1 protein-coding gene is annotated in these 571 nt (G+C 58.7%); it reads left to right on the top strand.

All coding sequences use genetic code 11. The features are described 5' to 3' along the window. Positions 1-38: 38 nt before the first annotated feature. A partial coding sequence (locus tag ACTHUR_RS16565) for a CNP1-like family protein (protein ID WP_440399776.1) occupies positions 39-571 on the top strand: 533 nt, incomplete at its 3' end.

The raw sequence follows: 571 nt of genomic DNA, 5'->3' as shown, positions 1-571 counted from the left end.
CCCATAAAATAAAGCCGTTTTTCACTTTGGAGCACACCATGCGCCGTCTCGCCCTCCTGACCATCTGCCTCGCCGCCACGGCAGTCAACGCCGCCGGATTCAGCGAAAAAGATACCCCCTTCAACACACGCTACAAAGAAAGCCCGGAAGAAGCCGCAGCCCGCGAGTTCGCCGAACAAAAAACCGCGCTCCCGCCCCTGCCCGACACCCAATCCGGCGACTGGTTCGACCTCTACGTCAGCGAAGACTACGGCAAACAGCCCAAAATCCTCCTCAGCAGCCTGCAAATCATGCCCTCTCCCGACGGCAGCATCCGCTACATCCTCAACGTGCGTTCCGACAAAGGCCATGACAACCTGACCGTCGAAGGTCTCTTCTGCGCCCGTTCGTCCTTCACATACGGCAAAGACAAACGCTCGTCTTATAAAGTGTTCGGCTACGGCGACACCGTCAACCGCCGCTGGATCGAGCCGCGCAAAGCCGAATGGAAGCCCATAGGCTCGACCTTCAACAAAAACGACGCGATGCGCGCCGTCCTCTACCAAGCCTTCTGTACCGACGGCGTACCGAC

It is taken from the genome of Neisseria sp. P0021.S007 (genome assembly GCF_051956855.1).
Note: the sequence above shows the minus strand (reverse complement) of the source record. Positions and strands in the feature narration are given on the sequence as shown.